This window comes from Paenibacillus sp. MY03 (assembly GCF_002165585.1).
In the GTDB taxonomy this organism is placed as follows: domain Bacteria; phylum Bacillota; class Bacilli; order Paenibacillales; family Paenibacillaceae; genus Pristimantibacillus; species Pristimantibacillus agaridevorans.
On record NZ_MXQD01000044.1, the window covers coordinates 1 to 14,248 of the forward strand.

The window sequence follows — 14,248 nt, forward strand, 5'->3', positions numbered from 1 at the left end:
CTCTCCCTAGTGGGGAGAGTGTCCGAACCCTCTGATCGATGCAATTCGATGATGTTGGCCCGGCCTTAGAGGTAGGTTCAGACGCCGACCGGGGATGCGATTGCTTCGAAGCCAACTCACACCCGGTGCGGAATGGACATCGCCAAGCAGCGGTTGTCGCTCACGCCGACAACCTTTCAACTAAACACACTAACTCCCTCACCTAAGTCGGCGCCACCGGCATACGGTCTCCAAAACCCATGATTACTCGAAATTAAGTCGGTGAGACCGGCATACTGAGCTCCAAATGCACCATTTTCCCCAAATAATCCGACCGACTTACTGAGCACCAACCGCACCATTTCTCCTAAATAAGTCGGTGAGATCGACGTAATGCTCACCAACCGCATCATTTTCCGCAATTAAGTTTGCGCCACCGACATACTGAGCACCAACCGCACCATTTTCTGCAAATAAGTCGGTGAGACCGATTTACTGAGCTCCAAACACATCATTTTTCGCAAATAAGTCGGTGAGAGCGGCATCCCCCCTTAGACGCACCATATCCCGTAAATAAGTCGGCGCCACCGACATACTGCCCTCCAACAAACTTGCTCAAAAAAAAGCCCCACTACCCTTGCGGGTAATGGGGGTAAAAGTTGTACTGGAGACATACTTAACGATGATAGTACGAAGCTTCTTTGGACTCTAGGCGCAGGACGCCGTCCTTGCGCTGCTTGCGGAAGGATATCGACAACAGCATGCGAGGTACGAGCAGCCATGTATGCCAGCTTATAAGGCTAATCATGAGCGCAGGCGTCGCCCAAGGGTACACAACGCCGATAACGCATAGTCCCAGCCAGAAGAGATGGCGATGAACCCGGCGGAACAGATGCAAAGTAATGTCGTTAGCCGGCTTGAATCCGATCCATGGCGGGATAATACGCCAAATCCACTTGCGATCGGCTGCTTCATCTACCTGTATGAAGGTTACTAATAAGATAAGGATATGAAGCAGCTGAACAGCTGCGAATCCGAACAGCCAGGCAAACAGTCCGTTCATGCCATAGGCAAGCATCTGGATGCCAAGGAAGATGCCTGCAATTATGAGATGGCTGGTAACCAGTTCCTGCCTCACCATGACTCTTTTAACTAGCTGATACTGATATATAGTGGCATTCTGTTGCTGGGATAATGATTGCTTCATAGGATGATTGTCCTCTTCTCCGGAATTTACAATCCTCTTCCTTACATTTATCGGCATGCAATAGACAGTTGTGCACTACAAATTTGGGCTCAGGAATCACCAATCGCCCAGATCCGGCATACGATAACGAGAAAAACTACCGTTGCGCGCGGGCGCACATCCTCGAAAGACTTCTATAGAAGATTTTCACATGAAACAAGTATATTTCAATAGACTATGTGCCATAATAGTAGGTAAAGACGATGGCGATAGAAAGCGGGGATTGGAATGAATGAATTTCGCGATCACCATTGCATTATTTGTGGATTGCCCAAGGCGGAGGGCGAAGGGATTGTTATCGTAACTGGTTTTATATGCGAGGATTGTGAGACGGAGATGGTACAGACCGACGTTCAAGACGCCAAATATCCTTTTTTTATTCATCAGATGAAACAATTGCTCGTTGAGAAAAATGCTTAAAGCGGCTTCTAATAAAGAGGCTGCTTTTTTTCTTGAAGTATAGGAAAGTATAAGTTTTCTCCATACTTGATCTATAAATCTCGGGATGAAACGCGCTGCAATGTCAAAAGACGGTGACAGCCGTTTCACCTTGCTCCCGGTCAACGTTTACGAGTGTGCTTTCATTCGCTACAATGTAGGCAGACACCGCCCTATGGGCGAAGAAGGGATTGCAACTAAATGAACCCTATAAATGCACCTATATATGAAGCATTAAAAAAACATGCGAGCAGCAGACCGCAAAGTTTTCATGTACCGGGACATCAGAATGGACAGGTATGGCAGGAGCTCGGAGTCGCAGCAAACACTTCAACAGGTAATACAATAGAAGCCTTTAGGCAAACCTATGATGCCATTATGGGGATCGATGTGACGGAATTATCCTCTACGGATGATTTGCATCATCCCGAGGCGGCGATCCAAGAGGCGCAGATTTTGGCTGCGCAAAGCTTTCATGCAGAAGCAACGTTTTTTCTGGTTGGAGGAAGCACATCGGGCAATCTGGCTATGCTGCTTGCAGTATGTGATCCTGGTGATCTGGTGATCGTGCAGCGCAATGTACATAAGTCGGTCATTAATGGACTGAAACTCGCGGGAGCAACGGCCGTTTTCGTCAGTCCACAGCGCGATGCAGGTTCTGGGCTTGCTGTAATCCCTTCCCTTAGCGGGATAGAAGCAGCGCTGCAACGCCACCCGCAAGCGAAAGCAGTCTTCTTATCGAATCCCAATTACTATGGCATGGGTGAGTTATTAAATCGATATGCCGAGACGGCGCATCGATACGGTGTTCCTCTGCTGGTGGATGAGGCCCATGGAGCCCATTACGGTCAACATCGTGAGTTCCCGCGGTCGGCGATGCAAGCGGGAGCGGATGCGGCTGTGCAATCGACGCATAAGACGCTGCCTGCTCTTACGATGGGAGCCATGCTCCATATTCAGGGGAATCGAATAAACCTGGATCGCTTGAAGCAAGCGCTGGCTATCGTCCAGAGCTCCAGTCCGTCGTTCCCGATTATGGCATCGCTCGATATTTCCCGAGCAATGATAGCTTTTTTTCAAGAGGAGCTGTTCCAGCCTGCCTTAGCACATGCCCGTACATTCCGTGCTTGGCTGAAGGCTGCTAAGCTGTTCCTTCAAGAAGTCGCCTTAACGGATGCAACCGTCAGTAGCAAGCATGACAGGAGCGAGATGATAGATCATACTTCGCTTCAGCGAGATCCGCTTAGAATCGTGCTTCATGATTCGACCGGAACTTTAACCGGCAAGCAACTGCAGCAGCTGCTCGAGGAGAAGGGCTGTTGGGCGGAGATGTCGGATAACGTATACGTGGTGCTGCTGATCGGGATTGGTACTGGCGATGAGCATATGGAGCGGTTGAGAGATTCCATAACATTCGTACATCAAACAATTGCAAGTGAAATGGAAGACATCGCGCCCAACATGAGACGATCAGCAAAGGAAGAAGTTGAAAATAGGCATTTATCGAGCTCGGCAGTATGGGCTGCGACTGCATTAGAAGAGCCTGTGGCGTTCGGCGGAGGATGGTACCGGAACCAGCCCAGCATCCGTCTGCCGCTTCGAGATGCAATAGACCGCCGTGTCGCCGAGATGGTTGTTCCGTATCCGCCGGGTATTCCGCTATTGTATGCAGGAGAGAGATTGACGATTGCGATGGCAGATGAAATCGAGAGATTAGCTTCCGGAAGAGCCAATTTTCAAGGAGCAGTCGACTCAGGAATGGGCACAATTGCTGTCTATGAGGAAAAACCTGGGGGCTAAAGCTCGAAAAAGCGCATGATTCAACGAATTTCGTTGTGGTGTCACGTCCGCTTTGTTACAATAAATAAGAGTACAAGTCAAGTAGGTTAGGGGAAACGGCAAGTTGACTAAAGGAATCTTCATTACTATAGAAGGCGGCGAAGGATCAGGCAAAACAACGCTGATCCAGCGTCTCTCCCATGTTCTTCAGCAGAAGGGATGGGATGTGATGACGACGCGCGAGCCGGGCGGCATCCCAATCGCGGAGCAGATTCGGACCGTGATTCTGGATCCTGCGCATACGGCGATGGATGCTAGAACCGAAGCGTTGTTGTATGCGGCTTCAAGAAGGCAGCATCTGGTGGAGAAGGTATTGCCGGCGCTTGAACAAGGCGCCATCGTAATCTGCGATCGGTTCGTCGACAGCAGTCTGGCTTATCAGGGCCATGCGAGAGGTCTTGGGATGGACGCAGTATGGGAGATCAACACATTCGCCATACAAGATATCATGCCGGAACTAACTTTGTTCCTGGACGTGTCGCCTGAGGTTGGACTCTCCCGAATCAATGCGGCAGCGGACAGAGAGATCAATCGTCTCGATCTGGAGCGTCATTCCTTCCACGAGCGTGTAAGAGAAGGCTATCGGATGCTGCTGGAGCGGTTTCCGGAACGGATCGTGTCAGTAAACGCGGACAGGCTTCCGGATGACGTATTCGAAGAAGCGCTGCAGGTGCTGATGGACCGACTGAACAGATAGGCAGGACGTACGATTGTCGGCATCATGACGGTTGCGGCATACGGTTGCTCCAAGCAGTTCCAGTAACCGATAACAGCCCAATGCATAGGATAAGGTGAAGCGGCTGTCGCCGTCCTTCGGCGGCGCAGCGCGTTACGCAAAGGCGATGACCTAATTTAATCTTAAACGAGGGGGAATGAGGATGAAATTAGTTATTGCGGTCATTCAGGATAAGGATAGCAACCGGTTGTCGAATGCGCTTGTAAGAGAGGGATTCCGTGCGACGAAGCTGGCAAGTACAGGCGGATTCCTGCGTGCGGGAAATACGACGTTCATGATCGGGATTGAGGATGAGCGCGTGCATGAGGTGCTTCAAGTAATCAGCGCGAACTGCAAGGTACGCGATCAATTGGTTACGCCGGTGTCTCCAATGGGCGGCTCGACGGATTCCTACATTCCGTTCCCGGTTGAGGTGCAGATTGGCGGCGCGGCGGTATTCGTCATGCCGGTGGAGAGATTCGAACACTTCTGATTGGGTGTGACGTAGATGAGAGTCGATCAAAGCTGGCGACCTTTGGGCCAGAACCGAACAAGCGGAGATACGGGCGGAAGACCCGTTCAACCGGTTAGTTTCTCCGATGTCCTGGTGCAGCAGAACGCACAGAGAACGAACGAGCAGTTGCAGCAGAAGCTGCAGGACATTCATAACCAAGGGGAACGTTTGGCCAAGCTGATGACGGTTCGCGAGCTAAAGCTGTATCGGGCCATGGTCAAGAAGTTTCTGGAGGATACGGTTAAGCGCGGAGTTGGGCTTAAGGAAGTGCGCGGCTTCGATCGCCGCGGACGCGTAAAGCGCTATAAGCTGCTCGACGAGCTCGATGAGACGCTGGTGTCGATGGCGGAGGAATTGCTCGACAGCGAGCAAGGACGATTGGAGCTGCTTAACAAGATTGGCGAGATCCGCGGGATTTTGATCAATCTTTTGTTTTAGTACCTCCTTTAAGAAAGGTAAGGACAATGATATGAGTCTTGAACGACTGGAGCAAGCCGAAGGCCAGTGGAAGGCGCAGCGCATTTTGAAACATGCGCTGCAAAGCGGCCGCGTCTCCCATGCTTATTTGTTCAACGGCCCTTCGGGGACAGGGAGAATGGCAACCGCGCAAGCGTTCGCGAAGGCGCTGTTCTGTACGTCGAATGGCTGGGATGCGTGCGGGCAATGCCTGGCATGCAGAAAGTTCGAGCATGGCAATCAGACAGCGCTTCTGACGATTGCTCCCGATGGACAGAGCATCAAGATCGACCAGATCAGAGAGCTGCAGCGAAATCTGTCGTATCGGGGAACGGAGACGGAACGCACCGTATATTTGGTCGAACGAGCCGAGACGATGACGCTGCAGGCGGCCAATAGTTTGTTGAAATTTCTCGAGGAACCTCTGTCGCCGATTGTCGCCATTCTCATTACGGATAATGGACAAGCCATATTGCCGACGATCCGTTCGAGAACGCAGTGGGTGCCCTTCCTGCCGATCCCGCCGGAAAGTATGCTGGAGAAGCTTGTCTTGGAGGGGGCTTCTCCGCTTCTTGCAAGAGCAGCCGTCCATCTGTCCTCGGGACTCGACGGAGCTAGACAAATTCTCCAGCAGAATGAGTTTGCAGAAATCAGAAACCTAGTGATACAATTAGGCAAGGAGAGCTTGTCCCGATTCACCGCGGCGATGATCACTGCCCAGCAGCAGCTATTCAAGACGGATTTGAGCGCCGGTATGGATATGCTGCTATCTTTGCTTACACTATGGTTTAAAGACTTTACACAGTTCCAGGCCGGAAGGCAGGACAAGATTGTTTTCATAGATCAGTTGGATTGGATAAGCAGTCACGCGTACGACCGTTCCTTTGCAGGATGGGTATCCTGCATGGAGCATATATTGGAGGCGGGCAAGCGCATTCGGGCGAACGTATCGCCTCAGCTCGCATTTGAGCAATTATTGGTACACTTACAGGAGGGCTAATCCTTGTATAATGTCGTCGGTGTCCGCTTTAAGAAAGCGGGCAAGATCTATTACTTTGATCCGGTCGAACATCCCGTAGACAAAGAACAACATGTTATTGTTGAGACCGCGCGGGGAATCGAATACGGTAAAGTGGTGGTGGGACAGAAGCAAGTCGGTGAATCGGATGTTGTTCTCCCTCTCAAGAAGGTTATTCGCATAGCAAGCGATTCTGACGCTCAGATCGTCGAAGAGAATCGCAACGCCGCTAAGGGTGCGTTCACGACCTGTCTTGACAAGATTAAGAGCCATCAGCTTCGCATGAAGCTGGTTGATGTCGAATTTACGTTCGACCGCAATAAAATCATTTTCTACTTTACCGCCGAAGGACGCGTCGACTTCCGCGAGCTGGTCAAGGATCTCGCCAGCGTATTCCGTACCCGGATCGAGCTGCGTCAGATCGGCGTAAGGGACGAGGCGAAGATGTTAGGCGGTATCGGACCATGCGGGCGGGTGCTCTGCTGCTCTTCGTGGCTTGGCGATTTCGAACCGGTCTCGATCAAGATGGCCAAGGATCAAAATCTGTCGCTTAATCCGACCAAGATCTCCGGATTATGCGGGAGACTTATGTGTTGCTTGAAGTATGAGCATGACAATTACGAGAGCGTACGCGAGGAATTGCCGGCCATCGGCAAGATCGTCGTGACATCTTACGGGGAAGGCAAGGTTACGGGCATCAACGCATCCACGAAGAGCGTATATGTATCACTGTTTGATGTACCGGGCAAGCCGAAGGAACTGCCGCTTGATGATGTTGTCGTGAAGTAGACGGCGGCGTTAACAATCTGACAGGCGAGAGATACTCGCGCTTGATGCTCTGGGGTGGGGACTTGGAGAAAAAAGATATATTTAAACAGATGGATCAATTGGATAGCCAGATAGGGGAGTTCCATGCCCAATTCAGTGCGCTCAAGCAGATTATCAAACAATTGCTTGAAGAGAACAATCAGCTGAGCATGGAAAATCATCAGCTAAGGCTTGTGCTGAAGCGGGAGACCGCCCCCGATCGGGAAACCGTTCCGGCAGCTTCGACTCAGGCGATGGAACAGCATAACGGAACTTCTGCCGAGATAATAATTGGCAATATGGAACACGACGACAACGGTGCCGCGATTGGAGAAGGATATGACAACCTGACAAGGCTTTATCACGAAGGGTTCCATATCTGCAACGTCTACTACGGTCATCTCCGTACCGAAGGCGATTGCTTGTTCTGCCTGTCGTTCCTAAATAAATAAGCAGTATGTATCGACGGGCCGTCCTTACCTGAGGGGACGGTCATTTTTTAAATTATAGGGAAACATAAGATTTTCTAAATAAGGAGAACACGAAGATGACGCAATTAAAGCCAAATGATTCATCCATTAGTCAGTCTGCGCAACGGGAGGATCAAAAGATCGGTTTATTGCCCGGGGAGCGGATCGATGATCTGCTGACGGATACAGGGCTTAGAATTATACAGAGCCGCGAAGTCTTCAGCTTCTCGCTGGATGCTGTCTTGTTATCCAGATTCGCCAGCCTTCCGAAGCGGGGCCGAGTTGCGGATCTATGCTCCGGCAACGGAGTTATTCCCATCCTGATGTCGGCCGGAACGGAGGCAAGGATGGATGCCATCGAGATTCAACCGCGACTGGCCGACATGGCCAGGAGGAGCGTGGAGATAAATGGGCTGCAGGAGCAAATTACCGTGATACGAGAGGATCTCAGGGAATTTGCGAAGACGGCTGGCAACGGCATTTACGACGCTATTACCGTCAATCCCCCTTACATGCCTGTCACGGCTGGAGATCAGAACGTGAACGAACATTATGCGATCGCGAGACATGAGATCCATTGTACGATCGAGGATATAGCCAGCGCCTGCTGCAGGCTGCTGCGCCCCGGGGGCAAGTTGTTTATGGTGCATCGTCCTTCGAGGATGCTGGATATCGTGGAGACGATGCGGCGTTATAGGCTGGAGCCCAAGCGGATCCAATTCGTACATCCCAATACAAGGTCCGAGGCCAATATGATATTAATAGAAGCAACGCGTGACGGGAAACCTGACATCAGACTGCTTCCGCCTATAATGGTGTATAACGACGAGGGGGTACAGATCGTATGAACAGGCAAAAAAGCTACGACGCTCCGCAAGCGGTTGCCTCAGGCAAGTCTGCACCGGGCAGTCTTTTCTTGGTGGGGACGCCGATCGGCAATCTGGAGGATATGACCATGCGGGCAATCCGCACGCTCAAGGAAGTGGACCTCATTGCAGCGGAAGATACCCGGCAGACGAGGAAGCTGCTGTCTCATTTCGAAATTCATACGCGACTGGTGAGTTATCATGAGCATAATAAGGAAGCGAGTGGTCCGGAGCTGATACGGTTGTTGCTGGAAGGTCAATCCATTGCGATTGTCAGCGATGCCGGTCTGCCTGCCATCTCTGATCCAGGAGCCGACCTTGTCCGCGATGCCGTAGAACAGGATATCGCCGTTATTCCTATTCCGGGGGCGAATGCCGCTTTGTCCGCGCTCATTATGTCCGGTCTGCCGACTGACACATTTACATTTGCCGGATTTCCGCCAAGGGAGAGGAAGTCGCTTCAGAAACGTCTGACCGAGCTGTCTGCCCTCAGGTCCACGCTGCTCTTTTATGAATCGCCGCACCGTATCAAGAAGACGCTTGGCGAAATGCTGGAGAGTATCGGCGATCGACGGATTGCCGTTATTCGCGAGCTGACGAAGCGGCATGAAGAGGCTATCAGAGGTACGGTCTCGGAATGTATCGCATGGTTCGAGGAGCATCAGCCGCTCGGTGAATTCTGTATCGTGGTAGAAGGCGCAAGCGAGGGGGAAGCGGGCAACGGTCTTGCGAATCCAGAAGCTTGGTGGTCGAAGCTTGGCCTGGAGGAGCATGTGGCCCACTATGAAGCTGAGATGAGCAGGAAGGATGCCATTAAGCAAGCAGCGACGGATCGTGGTCTGCCGAAGCGGGACGTATATAATGAAGTGAACCGCTGACCGAATTATCCGGACAAAAAAAAGGACCTTCCTGGCCGGGTTCTAGCGCAGGAAGGCATCAAGGAGTATAAAAAGGTTAGAATTAACATGTGGATATAATGATTATAACCGATTTTTTTTATTTTGTCACAGGAGAAGGCATTTCTGATAAACAAATATGGCAAACAATTTTTCCTTTGAAGTACGACACGTTTTCGGCGTTGCCGCAGAAGATACATGCAGGCTCGTATTTCTTAAGCATGATGCGTTCGCCATCTACATAAATCTCGAGAGCGTCCTTCTCGCCAATGCCAAGCGTACGGCGTAATTCGATTGGAATAACAACGCGCCCAAGCTCATCGACCTTACGAACGATACCAGTAGATTTCATCATCATTCATCATTCCCCTCAGATAATATATTCGTCAATGTTCGACAATATTTTATAAATTCATGTTACTATAATACCAACTCTTCCCATAACAGTCAACCTGTAAAAATCAGCAGATAGCGTGCTGTTATAAGGATATTACCCACTATAGCAGATAATATTCTATGTAATAGAATACAACAGCTTCGACAAATTGGAAACTTAATTACGACATTATTCGACAAAAGTCGATAAAACTGTGTCGAATTTATGAACAGAAGGAGATGAGGAAATGAACGGTCAACTTAAGGAGGAAAAGGTATTTAAGGATCCCGTCCATCATTATGTGTACGTCCAAGATGAGACGATATGGAGCCTGATTAATACAAAAGAGTTCCAGCGACTGCGCCGGATCCGGCAGCTTGGGACAACCTACTTAACCTTTCACGGCGCGGAGCATAGCCGGTTCTCCCATTCTCTTGGCGTCTACGAAATTACGCGCCGCATTATTTCGCAATTCGAGCGCTACGGCTATCCCGACTGGCCGAAGGAAGAAAGGCTTGTCTCCTTGTGCGCGGCGCTTCTCCATGACGTAGGACACGGTCCGTTCTCCCATTCGCTGGAGGAGATCTTCGATACGGATCACGAGGAGTGGACATGCGCCATATTAATGGGAGAAACTGAAATAAATGGCGTGCTTCGCTCCGTTTCCGAAGAGTTTCCTTCGCAGGTTGCGGCCGTCATTAAGAAGAAGTATCCGAAGCCGATCGTCGTCAGTCTCATCTCCAGCCAGATGGATGCGGACCGAATGGATTATCTGCTGCGCGACGCCTACTTCACGGGCGTTAACTACGGCACGTTCGACCTGGAACGCATATTGCGGGTATTGCGTCCTTATAAAGGAAAAATTGTAGTGAAGGATAGCGGCATGCATGCCGTCGAGCATTATCTTATGTCGCGCTACCAGATGTATTGGCAAATATACTTCCATCCCGTTACGCGCAGCTCGGAGATTATATTGAGACAAATTTTTCGAAGAGCGCAGCAATTAAACGCGGAAGGCTACCAGTTTGGCTGGATGACACGTTCCATTAAGCAGCTTTTGGACAATACGCTCGAGCTGAAGGATTATTTGAAGCTTGACGAGGCGCTCGCTCAGACGGCCTTCTCCGAGTGGGAGCAGGAAGCCGATCCGCTGCTCAGCGACCTGTGCCATCGATTTTTAAACAGGCAGCTCTATAAATATGTAACCATCGATCAACCGGATGAATTATTGCTTGGCGAGGTTGCCGCTACCCTGGAATCCATCGGTCTGAATCCGGATTATCATATGGAGATCGACTTCCCTTTCGATCTTCCTTATGATGTATACCGACCGGATCGGCAGGAAGGGGAAAAACGGGAAAAAGCGCCAATTTTGTTGCTGGACGAGCATGATGAAATAAGCGAGATTTCCTTGAAATCCGACATTGTTCGTTCCATTACAGGCTTGCATCAAGGAAAGTATCATTTGTATTACCCGGAGGAGCCGTTGCGGGCCAATAAGGCGCAGCTATCCGACCGAATGAGGAAGTTATTCCAACTGGATTAAAGGAGATGGACATCATGTTATTCGACACGCATACGCATCTGGACGCTAGACAATTTGACGAAGATCGGGAGCAGGTAATCGACAGGGCTCGCGCTGCCGGAGTCAGTCTTATGGTAAACATAGGATGTGACAGGAGAAGTATACCATTAACAATCGAACTGGCGGAGCGATATCCGTTTATCTACGCGGCGGTAGGATGGCATCCTGTGGACAGCATCGATATGAAGCCGGAGGATCTGGAGTGGATCGAACGTCTTTCCAGCCATAACAAGGTAGTCGCGATCGGCGAGATCGGACTGGATTACCACTGGGACACATCGCCGAAAGACGTACAGCATCGCGTATTTCGGGAACAGATTCGACTGGCCAAAAAGGTAAAGAAGCCGATCGTCATTCATAATCGGGATGCCCATGAGGATGTTATTCGTATTCTGAAGGAGGAAGACGCGAAGGAAATCGGGGGTGTCATGCATTGTTTTTCCGGGAGCTGGGATACTGCAAAACAATGTCTTGATATGAATTTCTATATTTCGTTCGGAGGACCGGTTACGTACAAAAATGCAAGGGTTCCAAAAGAGGTGCTCGAGAGGGTTCCGATGGATCGATTATTGATCGAAACCGACTCCCCATATCTTACTCCTCATCCAAATAGAGGGAAGAGGAATGAGTCTGCATATGTGGCTTTTGTGGCTGCCGCCGCAGCCGAAATTAAGGGCATCTCGGTGGAGGAATTGGCTCAAATCACGATGAAAAACGGTAAAAATTGTTTTGGCATCGAAGGAAAGTCAGTCTAAAAGCGAGAAAACGAGACCTTTCATGCAAAAAAACTGATTTTTGGGGCTGAATTCAACTATTTATTCGGAGTTTTCCTGCTTTTTTCGTGAAAATCGCATTTTATCGCTTCTTTACAACTGGGCTCCGATGAAGGTATGATTCGTATCAGAGCTTTACATTTTGTATTGGATTTCCAGCCGAGCAGACATTTTTGCACCCTCAAAATAACCTCTCCACATTCCCGGGTAGTGAACGCTAAGGCGCCTACCACATGTGCTCCACTTTGACGACAACCTCTAGCATGTCCCGAATATTCGGTTAGTAGTCGTCATAGGGTTAATCAGGGAGGTGAGAGTCTGCAAGACTGGAGTGCGTGCTTGCACGCCAATATACTATAGTCGCGTCAGTTGTAACATGCGTAACACTTGGCGGCGGGGCTATGAAGGAGGACCGAGGAAGTGGGCCTGAGTAAGAAGAAGGACACCCATGGGAAGCGATCATCCAGCATGACTTTCGCAATGCGATGGAAGCATGGAAACTTGCGTTTGATTATGTTAAGTGCAGTAATCTCAATCGCTATGACTTTCATGTTTTTGGTGTTGTTGTACGGAACGGCTGTCAAGAGCGTCTCCGTAGTAGTGAATGGACAAGAAACCGTTGTCGAAACGAAACAATGGGTCCTGCAACGCCTACTGGATGAACAAGCTATTACAATAGGACCGCACGACAAAGTGTCAGTCCCGCTTAATTCACCGATTAAGGACGGCGACCGGTTCGAGGTCGATCATGCGATTCCCGTTATTGTAAAAGCAGATGGCAAGACATCTACGGTGTACACGACAGAGAAGACGGTTGGAGCGGCGATCGAGAAATTGGATATAACCGTCCGCAGTGATGATAAAATAAATCCGCCTCTGTCCGCGGAAGTGGCAGAGGATGAGCTTGTAACAATCGTTCGGGTAGACACGAAGGTGTCGGCACTCGAAAAGGATGTTCCGTTCTCTATCGTGAAGAAAGAAGATCCGACGCTGGAGAAGGGTAAGGAGAAGGTCATCCAAACCGGCAAGAGCGGCGTTTTGATCGAGCAATCCAAGGAGCAATACGAAGACGGCGTGCTTGTCGCAAGCCAGGTCGTAAGCGAAGTTGTGCAGACGGCTGCCGTTGACCAAATCGTCGCCATAGGCACGAAGAAGCCGGAACCGAAAGTCACGGTTCTGTCGAACAAGAGCCCAAGCGTGACTACGGTAACGAAAGACGACCTTACCTTCAGCGCGAAGAAAGTGTTGAAGAACGTGACGCTTACCGCGTATACCGCGGGCGTCGAATCGACAGGCAAAGACGAGGACCATCCGCAATACGGCCTTACGGCATCCGGTACGAAGGTACAGGAAGGCCGGACGATCGCAGTCGATCCAACCGTCATCCCGATGGGATGGTGGGTATACATCGAAGGCATCGGCTTCCGCCGCGCCGAAGACAAGGGCAGCGCCGTAAAAGGCAACAAAATCGATGTGTATTTCGATAGCACCAGCTATGCGAACAAGTTCGGCAAGAAGACGGGCTACACGGTTTATGTGCTGGGTCCGAACAAACCATCGGCAAGCTAACCTGCCTAAGCTTCGGATGAAGCTATCGTAATGTTGAACTAAATATGCCATCATAAGAAGAGGCGACGCCTCTTCTTTCTTCTTTTTTCTCGCGAAAATAAAGAAGAAAGCAAGGGAAAGACGGCAGAAAGCGGGGATGGTCAGATTGATTAAGGAAATCATTGTAGTGGAGGGTAAGGACGACACGGCTGCTATCAAACGGGCTGTTGAAGCCGACACGATCGAGACGAACGGTTCCGCCATCGGCGAAGACGTGCTTCGCCGGATTGCGCTTGCGAACGAACGCAGAGGCGTCATTATATTTACCGATCCGGATCATGCCGGCGAGCGCATCCGAAAGATTGTCGCCCGTCACGCGCCAGGCTGCAAGCACGCATTCCTGCCTCAAGAGAAGGCATCCTATAAAGGCGATATCGGCATCGAGAACGCGAGCCCGGACGCCATCCGACAGGCTTTATCGGAGCTGCGCACGGAGGCGCTTAGCGGCGAGGGGGGCGAGATCACTTGGGAGGACCTTATGGAAGCCGGGCTGATCGTCCATTCCGATGCGGCGCGCAGAAGGCTGATTATGGGCAAGCTGCTCGGGATCGGATACGCGAACGGCAAACAATTCTTTAAGCGGTGTACAAGCTTCCAGATTACGAAGAGCGAATTCGTGGACGCGCTCCGGGAGATGGAACAGAAAGCGGAGGGGTCTTAAA

The 14,248-nt window shown here is 50.5% G+C and carries 16 protein-coding genes; 14 read left to right on the top strand and 2 right to left on the bottom strand.

The window, feature by feature from the left end:
* Positions 1–655: 655 nt before the first annotated feature.
* A complete protein-coding gene (locus B1748_RS27520; RefSeq protein WP_087571165.1) occupies positions 656–1,186 on the bottom strand; it encodes a hypothetical protein in 531 nt (176 codons plus the stop codon).
* 267 nt (positions 1,187–1,453) lie between these two features.
* Between B1748_RS27520 and B1748_RS27525 the strand changes: the two genes are divergently transcribed.
* The 10 genes from B1748_RS27525 to rsmI all read left to right on the top strand — a co-directional run bounded on the left by B1748_RS27525 (position 1,454) and on the right by rsmI (position 9,226).
* Positions 1,454–1,645, top strand: a complete 192-nt coding sequence (locus B1748_RS27525) for a sigma factor G inhibitor Gin (RefSeq protein ID WP_087571166.1) — start codon at positions 1,454–1,456, stop codon at positions 1,643–1,645.
* Positions 1,646–1,864: 219 nt separating this feature from the next.
* Positions 1,865–3,463, top strand: a complete 1,599-nt coding sequence (locus tag B1748_RS27530) for an aminotransferase class I/II-fold pyridoxal phosphate-dependent enzyme (protein ID WP_087571167.1) — start codon at positions 1,865–1,867, stop codon at positions 3,461–3,463.
* A gap of 103 nt (positions 3,464–3,566) precedes the next feature.
* Complete coding sequence (gene tmk / locus B1748_RS27535; RefSeq protein ID WP_087571168.1) at positions 3,567–4,199, top strand: dTMP kinase; 633 nt, start codon at positions 3,567–3,569, stop codon at positions 4,197–4,199.
* Positions 4,200–4,380: 181 nt separating this feature from the next.
* Positions 4,381–4,710 (top strand): cyclic-di-AMP receptor, encoded by a 330-nt coding sequence (locus tag B1748_RS27540; protein WP_087571169.1) that lies wholly within the window; start codon positions 4,381–4,383, stop codon positions 4,708–4,710.
* 15 nt (positions 4,711–4,725) lie between these two features.
* Positions 4,726–5,169 carry a YaaR family protein gene (locus B1748_RS27545; RefSeq protein ID WP_087571170.1) on the top strand — a complete coding sequence of 148 codons (444 nt, stop codon included), beginning with the start codon at positions 4,726–4,728 and terminating at the stop codon, positions 5,167–5,169.
* Positions 5,170–5,200: 31 nt separating this feature from the next.
* On the top strand, positions 5,201–6,187 hold the full coding sequence (gene holB / locus B1748_RS27550) for a DNA polymerase III subunit delta' (RefSeq protein WP_087571171.1): 987 nt from the start codon (positions 5,201–5,203) through the stop codon (positions 6,185–6,187).
* Positions 6,188–6,190: 3 nt separating this feature from the next.
* Positions 6,191–6,994 (top strand): PSP1 domain-containing protein, encoded by an 804-nt coding sequence (locus B1748_RS27555; protein WP_087571172.1) that lies wholly within the window; start codon positions 6,191–6,193, stop codon positions 6,992–6,994.
* A gap of 62 nt (positions 6,995–7,056) precedes the next feature.
* On the top strand, positions 7,057–7,464 hold the full coding sequence (locus tag B1748_RS27560) for an initiation-control protein YabA (RefSeq protein ID WP_087571189.1): 408 nt from the start codon (positions 7,057–7,059) through the stop codon (positions 7,462–7,464).
* A 95-nt stretch (positions 7,465–7,559) separates the two neighbouring features.
* On the top strand, positions 7,560–8,330 hold the full coding sequence (locus B1748_RS27565) for a tRNA1(Val) (adenine(37)-N6)-methyltransferase (protein WP_087571173.1): 771 nt from the start codon (positions 7,560–7,562) through the stop codon (positions 8,328–8,330).
* Positions 8,327–9,226 (top strand): 16S rRNA (cytidine(1402)-2'-O)-methyltransferase, encoded by a 900-nt coding sequence (gene rsmI / locus B1748_RS27570; protein WP_087571174.1) that lies wholly within the window; start codon positions 8,327–8,329, stop codon positions 9,224–9,226. The genes B1748_RS27565 and rsmI overlap by 4 nt, the downstream gene beginning before the upstream one ends.
* 118 nt (positions 9,227–9,344) lie before the next feature.
* On the opposite strand, the gene B1748_RS27575 is transcribed toward rsmI, so the two are convergent.
* Positions 9,345–9,599, bottom strand: coding sequence for an AbrB/MazE/SpoVT family DNA-binding domain-containing protein (locus tag B1748_RS27575; protein WP_012772023.1), 255 nt, complete (start codon positions 9,597–9,599; stop codon positions 9,345–9,347).
* 268 nt (positions 9,600–9,867) lie between these two features.
* Here B1748_RS27575 and B1748_RS27580 point away from each other — a divergent pair, with 268 nt between their 5' ends.
* From B1748_RS27580 to rnmV, 4 genes are all read left to right on the top strand, one after another.
* On the top strand, positions 9,868–11,166 hold the full coding sequence (locus tag B1748_RS27580; protein ID WP_087571175.1) for an HD domain-containing protein: 1,299 nt from the start codon (positions 9,868–9,870) through the stop codon (positions 11,164–11,166).
* A 14-nt stretch (positions 11,167–11,180) separates the two neighbouring features.
* Complete coding sequence (locus tag B1748_RS27585; protein WP_087571176.1) at positions 11,181–11,960, top strand: TatD family hydrolase; 780 nt, start codon at positions 11,181–11,183, stop codon at positions 11,958–11,960.
* Between the two features lie 438 nt (positions 11,961–12,398).
* Positions 12,399–13,547: a resuscitation-promoting factor gene (locus B1748_RS27590; RefSeq protein ID WP_179215860.1), complete on the top strand. Its 1,149-nt coding sequence runs from the start codon at positions 12,399–12,401 to the stop codon at positions 13,545–13,547.
* A 145-nt stretch (positions 13,548–13,692) separates the two neighbouring features.
* Positions 13,693–14,247, top strand: coding sequence for a ribonuclease M5 (gene rnmV, locus B1748_RS27595; RefSeq protein ID WP_087571191.1), 555 nt, complete (start codon positions 13,693–13,695; stop codon positions 14,245–14,247).
* The last annotated feature ends 1 nt before the right edge of the window (position 14,248 follow it).

What these genes read in the sequence shown, in the direction of transcription:
- B1748_RS27520 (WP_087571165.1), bottom strand. Translation starts at nt 1,186, where the DNA reads ATGAAGCAATCATTATCCCAGCAACAGAATGCCACTATATATCAGTAT.
- B1748_RS27525 (WP_087571166.1), top strand. Translation starts at nt 1,454, where the DNA reads ATGAATGAATTTCGCGATCACCATTGCATTATTTGTGGATTGCCCAAG.
- B1748_RS27530 (WP_087571167.1), top strand. Translation starts at nt 1,865, where the DNA reads ATGAACCCTATAAATGCACCTATATATGAAGCATTAAAAAAACATGCG.
- B1748_RS27540 (WP_087571169.1), top strand. Translation starts at nt 4,381, where the DNA reads ATGAAATTAGTTATTGCGGTCATTCAGGATAAGGATAGCAACCGGTTG.
- B1748_RS27545 (WP_087571170.1), top strand. Translation starts at nt 4,726, where the DNA reads ATGAGAGTCGATCAAAGCTGGCGACCTTTGGGCCAGAACCGAACAAGC.
- holB (WP_087571171.1), top strand. Translation starts at nt 5,201, where the DNA reads ATGAGTCTTGAACGACTGGAGCAAGCCGAAGGCCAGTGGAAGGCGCAG.
- B1748_RS27565 (WP_087571173.1), top strand. Translation starts at nt 7,560, where the DNA reads ATGACGCAATTAAAGCCAAATGATTCATCCATTAGTCAGTCTGCGCAA.
- rsmI (WP_087571174.1), top strand. Translation starts at nt 8,327, where the DNA reads ATGAACAGGCAAAAAAGCTACGACGCTCCGCAAGCGGTTGCCTCAGGC.
- B1748_RS27575 (WP_012772023.1), bottom strand. Translation starts at nt 9,599, where the DNA reads ATGATGAAATCTACTGGTATCGTTCGTAAGGTCGATGAGCTTGGGCGC.
- B1748_RS27580 (WP_087571175.1), top strand. Translation starts at nt 9,868, where the DNA reads ATGAACGGTCAACTTAAGGAGGAAAAGGTATTTAAGGATCCCGTCCAT.
- B1748_RS27585 (WP_087571176.1), top strand. Translation starts at nt 11,181, where the DNA reads ATGTTATTCGACACGCATACGCATCTGGACGCTAGACAATTTGACGAA.